This window comes from Clostridium sp. UBA1652, assembly GCF_002320975.1.
GTDB lineage: Bacteria > Bacillota > Clostridia > Clostridiales > Clostridiaceae > Clostridium_T > Clostridium_T intestinale.
Genome location: NZ_DCLI01000036.1, coordinates 15494 through 31296, shown reverse-complemented (window position 1 = coordinate 31296; position 15803 = coordinate 15494). Strand labels below are relative to the sequence as shown.

18 protein-coding genes and 1 riboswitch are annotated in these 15803 nt (G+C 28.7%); of the genes, 16 read left to right on the top strand and 2 right to left on the bottom strand.

What is annotated here, in order from left to right:
* Positions 1-25 precede the first annotated feature (25 nt).
* The 6 genes from B3N22_RS05410 to B3N22_RS05385 all read left to right on the top strand — a co-directional run bounded on the left by B3N22_RS05410 (position 26) and on the right by B3N22_RS05385 (position 5098).
* Positions 26-1162 (top strand): MalY/PatB family protein, encoded by a 1137-nt coding sequence (locus tag B3N22_RS05410; RefSeq protein WP_286905319.1) that lies wholly within the window; start codon positions 26-28, stop codon positions 1160-1162.
* A 48-nt stretch (positions 1163-1210) separates the two neighbouring features.
* Positions 1211-1322, top strand: a riboswitch (SAM riboswitch).
* Between the two features lie 80 nt (positions 1323-1402).
* Entirely contained in the window at positions 1403-2290 is an 888-nt protein-coding gene (metF, locus tag B3N22_RS05405) for a methylenetetrahydrofolate reductase [NAD(P)H] (RefSeq protein WP_286905318.1), read from the top strand.
* 58 nt (positions 2291-2348) lie between these two features.
* A complete protein-coding gene (locus B3N22_RS05400; RefSeq protein ID WP_181602833.1) occupies positions 2349-2498 on the top strand; it encodes a hypothetical protein in 150 nt (49 codons plus the stop codon).
* A gap of 153 nt (positions 2499-2651) precedes the next feature.
* A complete protein-coding gene (locus tag B3N22_RS05395) occupies positions 2652-3374 on the top strand; it encodes a hypothetical protein (protein WP_286905317.1) in 723 nt (240 codons plus the stop codon).
* Between the two features lie 142 nt (positions 3375-3516).
* Positions 3517-4290 (top strand): SatD family protein, encoded by a 774-nt coding sequence (locus tag B3N22_RS05390; protein ID WP_286905316.1) that lies wholly within the window; start codon positions 3517-3519, stop codon positions 4288-4290.
* Positions 4280-5098: a DUF3307 domain-containing protein gene (locus B3N22_RS05385; RefSeq protein WP_286905315.1), complete on the top strand. Its 819-nt coding sequence runs from the start codon at positions 4280-4282 to the stop codon at positions 5096-5098. Before B3N22_RS05390 ends, B3N22_RS05385 begins: the two co-directional genes overlap by 11 nt.
* Here B3N22_RS05385 and B3N22_RS05380 read toward each other — a convergent pair.
* Complete coding sequence (locus B3N22_RS05380; protein ID WP_286905314.1) at positions 5081-5473, bottom strand: SatD family protein; 393 nt, start codon at positions 5471-5473, stop codon at positions 5081-5083. The two genes, B3N22_RS05385 and B3N22_RS05380, sit on opposite strands and share 18 nt — an antisense overlap.
* A gap of 254 nt (positions 5474-5727) precedes the next feature.
* Between B3N22_RS05380 and def the strand changes: the two genes are divergently transcribed.
* The 10 genes from def (at position 5728) to B3N22_RS05330 (ending at position 15070) form a co-directional block, all read left to right on the top strand.
* On the top strand, positions 5728-6225 hold the full coding sequence (def, locus tag B3N22_RS05375) for a peptide deformylase (RefSeq protein WP_286905313.1): 498 nt from the start codon (positions 5728-5730) through the stop codon (positions 6223-6225).
* Between the two features lie 231 nt (positions 6226-6456).
* On the top strand, positions 6457-8739 hold the full coding sequence (gene helD / locus B3N22_RS05370) for an RNA polymerase recycling motor HelD (protein ID WP_286905312.1): 2283 nt from the start codon (positions 6457-6459) through the stop codon (positions 8737-8739).
* Positions 8740-8873: 134 nt separating this feature from the next.
* Positions 8874-9122 (top strand): DUF1292 domain-containing protein, encoded by a 249-nt coding sequence (locus B3N22_RS05365; RefSeq protein WP_021802840.1) that lies wholly within the window; start codon positions 8874-8876, stop codon positions 9120-9122.
* A 12-nt stretch (positions 9123-9134) separates the two neighbouring features.
* The gene (locus B3N22_RS05360; RefSeq protein WP_073017750.1) at positions 9135-9533 is read left to right on the top strand and encodes a hypothetical protein; all 399 of its coding nucleotides are present in this window, start codon (positions 9135-9137) and stop codon (positions 9531-9533) included.
* Between the two features lie 742 nt (positions 9534-10275).
* A complete protein-coding gene (locus B3N22_RS05355) occupies positions 10276-10467 on the top strand; it encodes a DUF896 domain-containing protein (protein WP_286905311.1) in 192 nt (63 codons plus the stop codon).
* 26 nt (positions 10468-10493) lie between these two features.
* Positions 10494-11396: an HPr(Ser) kinase/phosphatase gene (gene hprK / locus B3N22_RS05350; protein ID WP_286905310.1), complete on the top strand. Its 903-nt coding sequence runs from the start codon at positions 10494-10496 to the stop codon at positions 11394-11396.
* Between the two features lie 55 nt (positions 11397-11451).
* The gene (locus B3N22_RS05345) at positions 11452-12381 is read left to right on the top strand and encodes a magnesium transporter CorA family protein (RefSeq protein WP_238902991.1); all 930 of its coding nucleotides are present in this window, start codon (positions 11452-11454) and stop codon (positions 12379-12381) included.
* A gap of 66 nt (positions 12382-12447) precedes the next feature.
* Positions 12448-13848: an aminopeptidase gene (locus tag B3N22_RS05340; protein WP_238902989.1), complete on the top strand. Its 1401-nt coding sequence runs from the start codon at positions 12448-12450 to the stop codon at positions 13846-13848.
* 203 nt (positions 13849-14051) lie between these two features.
* On the top strand, positions 14052-14384 hold the full coding sequence (locus tag B3N22_RS05335; RefSeq protein WP_238903204.1) for a PadR family transcriptional regulator: 333 nt from the start codon (positions 14052-14054) through the stop codon (positions 14382-14384).
* Positions 14372-15070 (top strand): hypothetical protein, encoded by a 699-nt coding sequence (locus B3N22_RS05330; protein ID WP_286905309.1) that lies wholly within the window; start codon positions 14372-14374, stop codon positions 15068-15070. The genes B3N22_RS05335 and B3N22_RS05330 overlap by 13 nt, the downstream gene beginning before the upstream one ends.
* A gap of 27 nt (positions 15071-15097) precedes the next feature.
* On the opposite strand, the gene B3N22_RS05325 is transcribed toward B3N22_RS05330, so the two are convergent.
* Positions 15098-15802: an ABC transporter ATP-binding protein gene (locus tag B3N22_RS05325; protein ID WP_021802831.1), complete on the bottom strand. Its 705-nt coding sequence runs from the start codon at positions 15800-15802 to the stop codon at positions 15098-15100.
* Position 15803 lies beyond the last annotated feature (1 nt).

The following is a 15803-nucleotide window of genomic DNA, read 5'->3' as shown; positions in this document are numbered from 1 at the left end:
GTAATATTTTAAAAGGGGTGATTTAATGAATATAAATTTTAATGAAAAAATAAATCGGTTAAATACAGGTAGCATTAAATGGGATAATCATGGAGAAGATTACATACCATTATGGGTAGCTGATATGGATTTTAAATCTCCTGATGAAGTCTTGGAATCTCTAGAGAAAAGAATTGCTCATGGAATATTTGGTTATACAAAGGAAGACAAAGAATTAACAAATATAATAATGGAACATTTCAAAAAGCAATACGGTTATGAAATAGACAGCTCTTGGCTTGTGTGGCTTCCAAGTGTTATGCCAGCAGTAAATGTTATATGCAGGATGATTGAAGGGTCAATAATGATTAATACTCCTATGTATATGAATATAAGAAGTGCTCCTATTAATGCAGATAAGGAGATAATAGAGGTTCCTTTAAAGCATTCACAAGGAACATATACCTTTGATTTTGAAGCTATGGAGAAGTCCATTAAAGCTGATACAAAATTATTTATATTGTGTAATCCTCATAATCCAGTAGGAAGAGTTTACACAAAAGAAGAATTAGATAAATTAGTAGTTTTTGCTAAAAAACATAATTTAATAATTTGTTCAGATGAAATTCATTGCGAACTGGTTTATGAAAAGAAACATATTCCAATGGCTACATTAAAGGATGAATTTATCAATAGCATAACTTTAATGAGTCCAGGAAAAACATATAATCTTCCTGGAATACCTATTGCTTTTGGTGTGATTCCAGACAAGGATTTAAGAAACCAATTTTTGAAGGCTTCAGCAGGGGTGCTACCAAAACCAGGAGTATTAAACTATGAGGTATGCAAGGCTGCATATAGTAAAGGTGAAGCTTGGAGACAAGAACTTTTAAAGTATTTAAAAGATAATGTGAGTTTTCTAAAGGAAGAAATAAATAGAAGAATGCCAGCTTTAAAAATAGGAGAAGTTGAAGGCAGTTATTTAGCCTGGATTGATGCTAGAGAATTAGGAGTAGACGATCCGTATAAATTTTTTTTAAAGGAAGCAAAAGTTGTTTTCTCTGATGGAAGAGATTTTGGTGAAAGTGGATACCTAAGATTGAATTTTGCTTGCAGTAGAGAAGTCTTGGAAGAAGCTTTAGATAGGATGGAGAATGCTATAAATAAAATATTAAAGTTATAAATAATAAATTATTTACACTTTAAATCATATAATGTATAATATAAAAAACACTTATCGAGAGAGGTGGAGGGGCTGGCCCTATGAAACCCAGCAACCCATAAGTTTTCATTTAGACTTACAGGGTGCTAATTCCTGCAACTATTTAGTTGGAAGATAAGGATATTGCTTGGGGAAGTCTATTTATGCCTAAAGGAAATATCCTTTAGGTTTTTTTATTTTAAAATTTAAGGGGGTTAACAAATGTTTATAAAGGATATTTTTAAAGAAAAAAAGGTTGTATTTTCGTTTGAAATATTTCCACCAAAAACAACATCATCATTGGATACTATATATAAAACTATAGAGGATTTAAAAGATTTAAAACCAGATTTTATATCAGTAACTTATGGTGCTGGGGGAAGTACTATAGATAATAAGACAACTTTATTGTCGTCTTTAATAAAAAATAAATACGGAATAGAATCAGCGGCTCATTTAACCTGTATAGGTTCATCTAAAAAGGATATTGAGACAATACTAGAAGATTTAAAGAAAAATAATATTGAAAATATTTTGGCTTTAAGAGGTGATATTCCAGAGTATAAAACTTCAAGTGGTGAGTTTTCATACGCGTATGAATTAATATCTCATATAAAAGAACATGGGGATTTTGGAATAAGTGCAGCTTGTTATCCAGAAGGACATCTTGAATGTAGAGATTTGGATTTAGATATACTTAGACTTAAGCAAAAAGTGGAAAATGGGGCAGAACATTTAGTTTCACAACTTTTTTTTAACAATAATGTTTTTTATGATTTTCTAGAAAGATGTTCTAAGAAATCTATAGAGGTACCTATTGAAGCAGGTATAATGCCGGTAATAAATAAAAAGCAAATAGAGAGAATAACCGCTTTATGTGGAGCAGAATTACCAGGAAAATTTATTAAGATTATGAATAAATATGAGCATAATCCAGAGGCTCTAAGAGATGCTGGAATAGCTTATGCAGTAGAACAGATAGTTGATTTATTATCATCAGGTGTAAGAGGAATTCATTTATATACTATGAATAATCCTTTGGTTGCAAGAAGGATAACAGAAAGTGTAGGATCTATTATTACAAGTTTAAACAAGGATATAATTGTTTAAATAAAATCATTGCTATTTGAGAAAAATATCTATGACTAAACATAGAAGGAGTGATTTTATGAACAGAGAAAGTCAACAGGACGCATTTAAAGTTGCAAAAAAGATGATGATAGATGGTGAAGATTGGGATAAAATAATGCAAGAAACTAGACTTAGATTAAAGGATTTAAAAAGAATACAGCAAAATGAAATAGACCCACATTTCTAGGATTAAGTAAGAACCTATAGACTAAATAATTAGTTTATAGGCTCTTTTTATATTAGGGATTTTCTCCTTTAAGAAAATATTAAGAACATTACTATAAAAATATTAAGAAAATGAAGATATTATAAGTTTATAGAATAAAAGGAGTGAGTAGTAATGAAGAGCAAAGGGAAAGCATTAATATTTTCCATATTACCTGGAGGAGGACATTTCTATTTAGGTACCTATACTAGAGGAATTATTTTTCTTATAAGTTCAATAATATTTTCTATGAGTTTTAGAAACTATGGATACGGGCCATTTAATGCCTTTAACGGATTAAACAATTTATTTCATAACTTTGCCGTTTTGATTTGGATTTATTCAGCTATCGATGCATATGTTAGTGCTGATTATATTAATAATGGCGGAATTAATTTGGAAGATGAGAGGAGTTTTTCTACTAGAAATAAAAATCTTTTAGGAATTATCTTGGCTTTAGTACCAGGATTAGGACACCTTTATGAAGAGCATTCTGAAAAAGGATCTAAGCTATTAGTTATTTTCATTGTAACTGCAGCAATAGGCGGATTTTTTAATACTGGACTAATAAATGACTTGTTGCTTATTTTATCAATATATTCAGTTTTAGATTTGATGGCAATGAGAGACGGGAAAAGTTTTGGGTTTAAGGTAGAAAACTCAAAAGAGTTTAAGACAATTATTAAAATCGCAGGAATTGCTTTAATAGCATTTGGTATATCTCAAGGCTTCCAAATAGCATCAACATATTTAGTTGATTATGGCTTTAACTATCTATTAAATATAGTTTCATTAGGAATGAAAGCTCTTATTTTAATAGTAATAGGAATGATTATATTATTTAAAACAAGAAAATAAGTTTTTTAAAACAGTACACGATAAATCTTAATCGTGTACTGTTTTTTTGTATATGAAACAAATATTTTTATGTTAAAATTAATATATTAAGTTTAAGTAATTATAAATATTGGAAGAATATAAATGAAGAGAGGTGAATTTTTTGAGAATATATGGTGTATTGAATATAGATATAGTTAATTCTAGGGGTTTAGCTAATAGAATAGAAATTCAAGAAAATTTAAAAAAATATATAAAAGAGCTAAATGATGAGTATAAAGAACTTTTAGTTTCATACATAACCTTCACTTTAGGAGATGAAATTCAGATAGTATTAAATAAAGCAGAGGAAAGTTATAGTATATTTAAAAAATTTCAAACATATCTTTTAAATGAAAATATTAAATGCTATGGGGGACTAGGTATAGGAACCATTGATACAAAGATATCAAAAGATAGCAGAGAGATGGATGGAAAGGCTTTTGTATATGCAAGAGAAGCCATTAATATAGCTAAAGATAGGAATAGATTTTATAATAAATATTTAAATTCAAAGGAGAATAGAGTACTGTTTAGAGGCGAAGAAGTATATTTTAATAAAGTTAATAATGATAATTCATTAAGAGAAGTTGCTATTACCTCCACCTATAATACTGAAGATACATTAATTTTAAATAGAGTAATTAACACTTTAATAGAAAATAATGAGGTCATTGAGGAGAAGTTCACAGAAAAGCAAAGAGAAGTAATTTATCTATATGAGAAATATGGATCATATAGCTCAATAGTAGATAATATACCAGAATTCTCAAAAGCTAGTATATCTCAAAAGTTAAACACCTCTAACTATTTTTTAACTATACATAATAAAAGTATGATAAGAGAGTTGCTGAAAACTTATATAGTTAAATTAAAGGAGAATTTGAATGGATTTTAGTTTTGCATTATTGCTTATAAATATTCATCTAGTTTTTGACTTTATATTTCAAGGCAAAAGTATTATAGAATTACGATTTCCTCAAAAATATAATAAAGAAAGTATTGTAAAATCAATAAAGGGAAATCTAAGACATGTTCTAAAACATTTATTTGGCAGTTTAATAATTGTTGGAGTGTTCTGTAAATTAAATGGACAAGGAGTGCCGATAATTGAGATTATTGCAATAACAGTTACTCACTTTATTATTGATGAATCAAAGTCAATACTGATTATGAAAAAAATATTTTTGCAAGAAGATGTATGGATTTTTTTGATGGATCAAATTTTGCATTTATTAGCTATTTACCTAATATGCTTTATAGGAGATTTTAATAGTTTAATGCTCATAGCGAATTACAATCTCTCTTATTTAGATAAAATATTATTAATAATACTTATTGCGATTGTTACTACTTTTGCTACGGGAATATTTATTAAGATTTTAATGAAGTCGTTAGAAAACAATCCTTATAAAAAATTAATCAAAAAGAATGTATACTTACCTAGTGAGAAGAAAAATTTATCTGGAGCTAGAAATGGAGGCTTTATAATTGGAATATTGGAAAGGTCTTTTATATTAATTATAATGATAATAAATCAACCCTCTATGATAGGTTTTGTGTTAGCAACTAAATCTATAGCTAGATTTAAGAAATTAGAAGATGAAAGTTTTGCTGAATATTTTATAATTGGCAGCTTTACTAGTTTTATAATAGCTATTTTAGGAGGTTATTTAATATCAAATTTACTAAAGAGTATTACATAAAATTGCTAAAGAACATTGATTTTTTTTAGCATATTTTATAGCTTTTCTAGCTAGATGAAATGAGGGTCCATCTAATTGGTTTACTGTAAGTTCATAGTTGTTTATAGATATATCTCCAATACCTAAACCTGTATAAAAATCTATATAATCAGGAAGTTCACTTTTGAAAAAATTTATAATATCTAAATAAGGTGTATTTTCTTTCAATAATCCCTGCCATTCATCTCCTAAAGTAATTATAAAAGGAGATACTATATAAGTTTTAAAAGTTAAATTACATTTTTTTAAAGTATCTATTAGTATATATTGAATCTCATCTCTATTACTTAAAGTTCTGGAATTTTTCAAATCACATACCATTGTTATAAAATTCATAACTAATCTCCTATAAATATTAGTAAGTTAAAATTAATTGGTTAACTTCTCTATAGTTAAGATTAAAAACTTAACTATAGAGAAGTTAATGTTTTGTTATTAACTTATATTATATTTCATATTATGATTAGATAATAAATTTGGACAACTACTTTTATAATGGAATAATTTTAAATAATTTCAATTATAAAATTAATGCAAAAACTCGAAGCATATGCAATAATTATAGTATATAAACTGAAAGGGGAAAAACGATGGCAGTTAGAACAATCGTACAATTAGGCGATGAACATTTAAAAAAAATATCAGAGCCTGTGAAAGAAATTAATGAAGAAATATTAAACCTTGTTAAGGATTTAAAGGATACTTTAGCTACAGTTGAGGGAGTTGGACTTGCAGCACCTCAGATAGCTGTGAATAAAAGAGTTATATATATAGACTTAAGAGATGGCTCAGAGCCGATTGTATTAATAAATCCTGTTATAACTGAAAAAGAAGGCAGTGAGATGGATTACGAAGGCTGCTTAAGCTATGTAGGTTATGAAGGTATGGTTGAAAGACCTACTAGAGTTGTAGTTCAGGCTTTAAATGAAGACGGAGATTTAATGGAATATGAAGCAGAAGACTTTTTAGCTAGATGCTTCTGCCATGAAATAGATCATCTTGAAGGTATTATGTATACAGATAAAGCTACTGAGATCTTTGAACTTGAGGAAGAAGAGTACGAAGATGAAGAAGAATACGAAGAATAAAAAAGCGACATTGTCGCTTTTTTTATTGTATATGAACGTAAAGTTTATATTGTAGACATTTTAGAAGAATTTATATATAAAATGATCTGAAGCCGCATAAACACTATATATAGTTATATATCTAGCTATCTATATAGGGAAATATATATCTAGATATATTCCTATTTCTTTATTGACATGTATTTTTTATAGAAGTATAATATCCTTTTAATGGGAAAAGAAGGTGATGTAATGCATAAAGATTTTAATGAAGAACAAGAGATTTTAAAACAAAAGATTCATAGAGTAGAGCGAGAAATAAAAAAAAGAGAAGATGAAGAAGAAAAGTTTAAGGATAAAATAGCACTTTTAAAAAAAGCAGCTAAGGGCAGTTATAACTTAGAACTAGAAAATACAAAAATAATATATGATATTGTAAATAAAAATCTTCAGAATTATAGAGAATCTATAGTTAATCCGTATTTTGGAAGGATTGATTTTAAAGAAGATAAAAAAATACCTGAGAGTCTTTATATAGGTAAACATGGAATATATAGTTCAGAGGATGGAGAAGAAATAGTAATAGACTGGAGAGCTCCTATATCAGATCTTTATTATAGTGGAACTGAAGGTGAAGCCTATTATAGATCACCTATTGGTGTAATAAGTGGAAAGCTATTACTAAAGAGAAAGTTTTTAATAAAAGACGGTGACCTTGAGAAAATTTTTGATGATGGAATAAATGAGATAATACTAAAGGGTGAAGAAGTAGATCAGGAAAATCAATTAGTGGATGAATTTTTGAAGATTAATCTAGAGGAAAGTGCTGGTAGCAAATTAAAAGAAGTTGTGGCAACGATTCAAAGAGAACAGAACGACATAATTAGAGCTCCACTAAACTTCCCTATAATTGTTCAAGGATCAGCTGGATCTGGGAAAACTACAATAGCTTTACATAGGTTAGCTTATTTGGTTTATAGATATAATGAAAAAATAACAGGAAAAGATATATTGGTTTTAGCACCTAATAAATTATTTTTAGATTATATATCTGAGATACTTCCAAACTTAGGAACTTATGATGTTAATCAAAAAACTTTTGCACTACTAGGTAAAGACTATTTGAACTTTAAAAGTAAAGTATATTCAAGAGATGATAAGTTAAAGGAAATCCTTGAAGGTGATCAAGAAAAAAGTAAACTAATCAAAAATTCTAGTAAAGTAAAAGGCTCTTTAGTATTTAAGGTTATACTAGATAGACTTATAACCATTTGGGAAAGAGAGTCACAAAACCTTAAGGATATAAAGGTTCAAGGCTTTACATTATATAATGAAAAAGAAATAAAGAGATTATATTTTAAAGATTTAGTACACTTTCCAGTAAATAAAAGAATAGAAGAAATTTATAAGTATTTTAAAAAGAAATTAGATAATACACTTGTAAAAATATATGAACAGCTAGATTTATTCTATGATTTGAAGATAAATAAAATTAAAAAGAATAATGAGGACTCCAAAGAGAGAAGAGAAAGATTAATTAGCATATATAATCAAAGAGATGAGATAAAAAATAATCTTAAAAAAGAAGCTTTAGTGAAGCTTAAAGAATATTTTGATACATGGAACAGCTCTAGTGGAGAAGGACTATATTACAGACTTTTTGAAGATGAAGAAATATTTAATGAAGCTACTGGTGAGAAAATACCAAAAGTGTTAGCTGATTTTATGAAGGAAGAAGTTTTAAATAACAGAGATAAGAATATAATAGATGAAGATGATATAGCTCCACTTTTATATTTAAAATTTAAAACTGAAGGGGTTAAAGAGGAGAATAAGTTTAAACATATAGTAATAGATGAAGCACAGGACTACTCGCCACTTATGTTTATAGTTTCAAAAATGTTGTCTATAGGAAGCTCTATGACAATAGTAGGAGACTTAGGACAAGGAATATATAGTTACAAAGGTATAGACAGCTGGGATGGGTTAATTAGGGATGTATTTGAAGGTGATTGCACTTATATATCATTAAGCCAAAGTTATAGAAGTACTATTGAAATAATAGATTTTGCTAATGAAGTTTTAAGTAAACAACAAAATGCTCCTAAACCAGCTAAGGCAGTTATAAGAAGAGGACCAAAACCTCAGTTAATAAAATTTAGTAATTTTAAAGAATTAGCATCTACTATAGACAATTTAGTAGAGGAAATAACTTCAACTAACAAAAAATCTATAGCTATAATTTGTAAAACCTTTAGAGACTGTAAAAAGCTTAGAGATAGAATAAAAGCCTATAGCAAAACTCAGTGGACATTAGTAAAAGAGGGAGATAGTGAGTTAGATGTAACTAATATAATACTACCATCCTATCTAACTAAAGGCTTGGAATTTGATTGCACTATAATATATGATGTATCAAAAGATGTCTACAAAGATAGTGAAGAAGACAAAAAGCTATTGTATGTAGCCTTAACTCGTGCACTTCACAATGAGTACGTTATTTATAATGATGAAGTTAGTGAATTAATAGAGTAATATTTTTAGAAATGGTTGTTAGTAGATTAGCTCTATGATAGAATTAATGTGAATTTAATAGTAACTAAAAATTCCCCTAAAATGGGGAATTTTTTATGAAGAAAATATAATCAAAAAGTGGAAAGGTGAGTATAATGGAAGAAAAAGAAATAATGTCATTTAAAGATGAAGATGGAAATAAAGTAGACTTTGAGGCAATAGCACGAATATATTTAGAAGAACAAGAATATTTAATACTATCCCCATTAAATGGAGATGGAAATGAAGATGATGCATATATATTTAGAGTAGACTACGTAGATGAAAAGCAAGAATTAAACTTAGTAGAAGATGATGAGGAATTTCAAGCAGTTAAGAAAGAATATAAACAATTACTGTATTAAGGAGAGGGAAATATGGTAAAAAATGAAATTATTAAGGCGCTTAAAGAAAAGGGCGTAAGTGACATTGAGGAGATAAAATATAAAAGAGGTTATCTGTTGGTGAAATTCTTTTATGATTTTGATGACGATGAAATATCAGCAGCTAGAACTTATTCAAATGAAGAGGGAACATATGAATCAGAAACAGAGGAATGGTTTAAAGAGTTATATCTTCCTTACCTTTATGATATCTCATTAGACAATGTTGAAGAATATATAGAAGAGATAACAGAAGAATATGAGATTCAAGGGCAATTTGTAGCTTATGATGTGGATATAAATAACCCAACCTTTGGAGAATTTTTAGCTATATTTAGCGAAGATGAAGAAGAAGTAGATATTGATGAGGTTGTAGAAGAATTAGATCTATAAAGATATGGATAAGCAAAAAAAGAAACTCAATTAATTGAGTTTCTTTTTTTATGCAGAGTTATGCTATGTACTTTAAATATGTCCTTTTTTTTAAACTTAGTTTATTCTTATAAGTTTTATAAAGTTGTTTTTGTTTTAAAGAAACTGACTTGTCCAAACTTTGACTTAAATTAAGAACTATTTTATTAGTAGGTAACAAAAACTTCAAAAAGAAGTTTAAAAGTGCTCTTTTAATTAAAATTTTTCTATTTAGTATATAACAACCCATACCCAACACCCCATTTATTAGTTGATACTTCAACAAATCTCTTAAGATAATTATAACAAATTCGGAAATTATGTAAAATCATTTCGTATGTCAATTAATTACAAAAAATATATATGTTTGGACAAGTATTTACAAAAAAGTATTTTATAGTGCGGCTGTTTGTTACATAATGTAACAAATTAACAAAAATAGGAAATTATTCAAAAATAATTATATGTCGAAATAGTTAAAATTGATGTATTAAAGTTAGCAACAACAGCTGTTATATGATATAATTTTCCTTGATAAATGTTGAATTTATTTGTAAAATAGTTTTAAGTTTATCTGATGTCTAGCCATTGTAACACTCCCATCTTATATTAAAGATGGAGATAACAATGGCAGGACCCTAGATAAGTTCAACTAAACTTCAGTGGGAGATCTCAAAACTCCCTCTGAAGTAAGTTTCACTTTATACAAGGAAGAAGGTACATAATGGACATAGATGCATTAATAGCAAGAATCAATGAATTATATAAAAAAAGTAAAGAAGTAGGATTAACAGAAGAAGAAAAAGAAGAGCAAGCTAAATTAAGAAGAAGATATATAGATTCAGTGAAAAGTAATTTTAGGGCTCAATTAGAGACCGTTAAACCTAATAAACCGACAAATAAACATAGAAATTAATTAATTTAATGATGGGGGCGTTTAGAATGATTGTGACTGTTGAAAAGCTTATCAAGGACTTTAACCTTGAAGTGCTAGTAGAAGGGTGTGCGAATAAAGAAATAACTGTAAGCGATATTAATAGACCAGGATTACAACTAGCTGGATTCTATAATTATTTTGCTGCAGAAAGAATACAGGTTATAGGAAAAGCTGAGTGGAGCTTCCTAGAAGACATGGGTATTGAAATTAGAAAAAAAAGATTAAATAAATTTTTAAGTTTTGATTCAACTTGTATTATTATAACAAGGGACTTAGAACCACATGAAGAACTTATAAAAGCTGCGGAAAAAAGTAAGGTGTGGGTTTTAAGAAGTGATACTATAACAACAAAGTTTATAAGCAAGTTAACTATATATTTAGGTGATAAAATGGCACCTGAAACAAGACTTCATGGAGTATTAGTTGATGTATATGGAGTAGGAATATTAATAACAGGCGAAAGCGGAATAGGTAAAAGTGAAACAGCTCTAGAATTAATAAAAAGAGGGCATAGAATAGCTACTGACGATGCTGTTGATATAAGAGAAATAGATGGGGAACTTGTGGGTTCATCTCCTGAAATAACTTTTGGAATGCTTGAAGTTAGAGGAATGGGAATAATAGATATCTCTGCTTTATATGGACTAAGCTCAATAATTCCATCAAAAGACATAAAATTAGTAATACATTTTGAGCATTGGAAAGATGATGGAGATTACGATAGATTAGGTACTAACGCAGAATTTATGGATATACTAGGAGTTAATGTTAGAAGACTAGTAGTTCCAGTGAGACCAGGTAGAAATATTGCGGTTATAATAGAAGCAGCTGCTGCAAACTATAGATATTCATTGATGTCTAAAGTTACTCCAGTAGATATTATAGAAAGTAGAATGAATAAACTTTAATATTATAGCTAAAACATAGGCATACTATAATAAATATTATAGTAAAGGTGGGCCTATGATAATATATGATATTTCTAATAAATTTAAAGAAGTTGAGGAATGGGATAAAGAAAATAGCTTTTATTGGATAATACTACATGCAGAAGAGCTATACAATTTAGAACTTTTGCTGGATGAAGAGTGCATAGTTGAATGTATGGATTTTTCACAATCAGCACAAATTCATTACTATAATGATTATATATTCATGGTACTAAATGTACTGGATTTAAATAAGAAAGATGTTATCTCCAAGGAGCTTAACATCTTTCTTAGTCATAACTTCATTATTACTGTATATAAAGACAGGATAGCAGTTTTAGAAGAGATAATTCAAGATATAAAAGCAAATAAAAATTGCTTTTCCTTAAAGAAAAAAGGAAGACCCGAAGTTGTTTTATATTATATATTAGATAGACTTATAATAAGAAACTACAACATTATGTCAGTAGTTGAAGAGATGGCTGATAAAGCAGAAATAGATATATTAAAATCTCCACGGTCAAATCAAATAGACACTTTAGTATTTTTAAGAAGGCAGACTTACAAAATAAGAAAAATATTAAATCCTCTAAGATATATAGGAGATGCCTTAATTGCTAATGAAAATGGAATAATAGATGATGAGTACATAGAATATTTCAAGAATATAAATAATAAGATAAGCAAGCTCATGAAGGTAATAGAGACTTTAGTTCAAGACTTAGCTATGGTTAGAGAAGCCTATGAAGCTGAAATATCAAATAAGACTAATGACCTTATGAAGGTATTTACTGTGGTTACAACTATATTTTTGCCGCTAGAACTATTAACAGCAATATTTTCTATGGGATTTAACTACATGCCCTTTAAAGATCACCCATACAGTTTTTTTGGAATATTAGCATTAATGTTAGCTATTGCCTTTGGTATGCTCTTATATTTTAAGAAACATAAAATGTTTTAAGGTAAATTTGAATATACTAAAAAATAGGTGTAAAATATAGTAGATATAAGGCAAGGAGGTATCGGTATGGAACAAAATTTAAGAAAAGAATATGCTTTAGCATGGGATAAATATGATGAAGAGGATCTTAAAAAGGTATTTTCAATAAGTGATAGATACAAGAACTTCATATCTAAATGTAAAACAGAGAGAGAATCAGTAGATGAACTTATAGTACTAGCTGAAAAAGAAGGGTACAGAAATGTTCAAGATATAATTAATAATGGAGAAACATTAAAAGCTGGAGATAAGGTTTACGCTAACAATATGGGTAAGACCTTAGCACTATTTTTAATAGGTAGCGAACCATTAGAAAAAGGACTAAGAATATTAGGGGCTCATGTAGACTCACCAAGACTAGATTTAAAACAAAATCCATTATATGAAGATGGTGGTTTAGCCTTATTTGATACTCACTACTATGGTGGTGTTAAAAAGTATCAATGGGTTACTATTCCTTTAGCTATACATGGAGTTATAGTTAAAAAAGATGGAACTTTAGTTAAAGTTGAAATTGGTGAAGATGACAATGATCCAGTAGTAGGAATATCAGATCTTTTAATTCACTTAGCTGGAAAACAACTAGAGAAAAAGGCTAGAGAAGTTATAGAAGGTGAAGATTTAAATGTTTTAGTAGGTTCTATGCCTATTAAAAACAAAGAAGTAAAAGAGAGAGTTAAAGAAAATATATTAGTTCTTCTAAATGAAAAATATGGAATAGTAGAAGAAGATTTTGTATCCTCTGAATTAGAAATAGTACCAGCAGGAAAAGCAAGAGATTATGGTTTAGATAGAAGTATGGTTATGGGATATGGACATGACGATAGAATATGTGCTTATACAAGCTTTGAAGCCCTTCTAGAGCTTAAAGATACTGATAGGACATGTGTAGCTCTATTTGTAGATAAAGAGGAAATAGGGAGCGTAGGAGCCACAGGAATGAACTCTAAGTTCTTCGAAAACATATTAGCAGAGATTATGGATAGAAAAGGTGAATATTCTGAGTTAAAGCTTAGAAGATGTTTAAACAATTCTCATATGCTTTCTTCTGATGTTACAGCAGCTCATGATCCGAATTTCCCAGGAGTATTAGAAAAAAATAATGCTGCATACTTCGGTAAAGGGGTTGTATTCTGTAAATATACTGGAGCTAGAGGAAAGTCAGGATCAAATGATGCAAACCCTGAATATATAGCTCGTATAAGAGAAATAATGGATAAAAATGAAGTAGTATGGCAAACAGCTGAACTTGGAAAAGTTGACCAAGGAGGCGGTGGAACAATTGCCTATATACTAGCTCAATACAATATGGAAGTAATAGACTGTGGTATAGCACTTCACAATATGCATGCACCATGGGAAGTTGCAAGTAAAGCTGATATATATGAAGCTGTAAAATGTTATAAAGCATTTTTAAAAGAAATATAATAAAAAAGAAACCTTGGGTTCCTGTCAACTGATAGGGATACAGGGTTTCTTTTTTTATTTATAAAGGATTACCTGGATAAATAAATATAAGTTACATTCATGTTGGAATAATTTATAAATTTATGTAATATATACTTGACTTACATAGAAGCTCGATGTAATATTAATACATAGAATTTCTATGTAAGGATGTGATAAATTTGGTGTCAAAAGATCTTATGGCTGCTTCAGCTAAACCCCTTATTCTTTCGATTTTAGCAACTAAAGAAAGCTATGGATATGAAATAATAAAATCAGTTAAGGAACTATCCAAAGATGAAATAACTTGGAAAGATGGAACCCTGTATCCAGTTCTTAAAAAGTTGTGTGAAAGTAAACTCATTGAATCAGAATGGAAGTCCATAGATGGAAGAAAGAGAAAATACTATAAGATAACAAAGCTTGGGTTAGATACGTTAGAAGAAGAAAAATCTCAGTGGAAGGTAGTAAATAATACTCTAAATAGTTTATGGGGGAATTCGGCATGTTTGAATTAGAAAAAGCATTAAATCAGTGGAAAACAAAACTATATAAAAGCAATTCTTTTTGTGAATCGGATATACTAGAGTTAGAAGAACACCTAATAGATGAATTTAACTCTTTAATGAATACTACAAATTTGTCAGAAGAGGAGGCTTTTCTGGTTTCTTGTAGCCGTATTGGTTCAGTAGACTTATTAAGTGAAGAGTTTGAAAAAGTGAATCTAAGAAGTATTTGGTTTAGGAAAATATTTATGTTTTTTTGTGGTTATATTTTAATATCATTTCTACAAAAATTCATCCTTCTTTTTTCTATTATATTAACAGTGAACTTTAGCAAAATACAAATATTAAAGAATATGAAATTAGAACATTCTAATTTCATAATAAGTACATTTATAACATTAGTACTCTTATTAATTATGTTTACTTCAAAGTTCACATTTATAACTAAATTACACAATAAATTTAGCAAACTCTTTTATAATAATAAATGGATATTTATTTTTTGTGTACTTATGATAGCACTGTTAAGTAGCTTTTCAAGTATTTTTTATACTCCAGCACTTCTTAATCATATAAGTATTGAAGAATACGGTAGAATATCTTATGGAAGTAACATGTTTATAGTAATATGGACAATACTAATAATTTTATCTACATCATTTTTATATTTAAAAGAACGTAAAAGAGTAGTAATATAAAAAAGAGGCGTTAAGCCTCTTTTAAATTTATTCTCCTAAATATGCACTTCTTATCTTATCATCATTTAGTAGCTCTTTAGCATTTCCTTCAAGAACTATTGAGCCAGTTTCAAGAACGTAAGCTCTATCAGCTATTGAAAGTGCCATGTGAGCATTCTGCTCAACTAATAAAACAGTAGTACCAGCTTTGTTTATTTCCACAATGGTATCAAAAATTCCTTTAACAACTATAGGTGCTAGACCCATAGAAGGTTCATCTAGAAGTACCATTTCAGGTTTAGACATTAAAGCTCTTCCCATGGCTAACATTTGTTGTTCTCCACCTGAGAGTGTACCAGCTTTTTGTTTCATTCTTTCTTTTAATCTTGGGAATCTAGTAAAAACAGTTTCCATATCAGAATTAATTCCCTTTTTATCTTTTCTAAGATAAGCACCTAGTTCTAGGTTTTCTAAAACAGTAAGGTCAGGAAAAATCTTTCTTCCTTCAGGTACGTGTGATAAACCTAAAGAAAGAATCTTATGAGATGGTATAGTTTTTAAAGAAGTATCTTTAAAACTTATATCTCCTGATTTAAAAGGAACTAAGCCTGAGATGGCTCTTAGGGTTGATGTTTTACCAGCTCCATTAGCTCCTATTAGAGTAACTATTTCCCCTTTATTAACCTTTAAAGAAAGATCTTTTAAAGCATGAATTCCACCGTAATATACATTAAGACTATCTATTTTAAGCATT